Origin of the sequence: Pseudoalteromonas fuliginea, from assembly GCF_000690055.1 — a bacterium.
GTDB classification, from domain to species: Bacteria; Pseudomonadota; Gammaproteobacteria; order Enterobacterales; family Alteromonadaceae; genus Pseudoalteromonas; species Pseudoalteromonas fuliginea.
This window is the reverse complement of sequence record NZ_JJNZ01000249.1, coordinates 1-297: the sequence shown is the minus strand read 5'-3', so window position 1 is coordinate 297 and position 297 is coordinate 1. Positions and strand designations below refer to the sequence as shown.

1 protein-coding gene is annotated in these 297 nt (G+C 48.1%); it reads right to left on the bottom strand.

Going from position 1 to position 297, the window contains the following annotated elements; genetic code table 11:
- Positions 1-297, bottom strand: a 297-nt coding sequence (locus DC53_RS00080; protein WP_033032685.1) for a recombinase family protein, incomplete at both ends; no start/stop codon positions are given.

Genomic DNA, 297 nt, shown 5'->3' with positions numbered 1-297 from the left:
ATGGCCGTTAGCTTGCCGTTTGCATCCATGTGATCATCAAACTCAACACCATCAAACGTAGGCTGGCGGTTAACCATCTTGTACCAGCCGTCGATCATCACTGTAACTTGCAGTTTGCCACCAGATACGAAAGCGGCCATTTCTTTCACAAGCGGGTTTAGGTCGTACTTAGCCGCCACACCTGTCACGATAGCAAGCTCTGCATTGGTAGCTACTGAGCCATGTTGATTCTTGGCACTTACGATCATTCCGCTCAGTACTTCTTTGATTTCTTCTTGGCTTGCGCCTGTGTTTTGT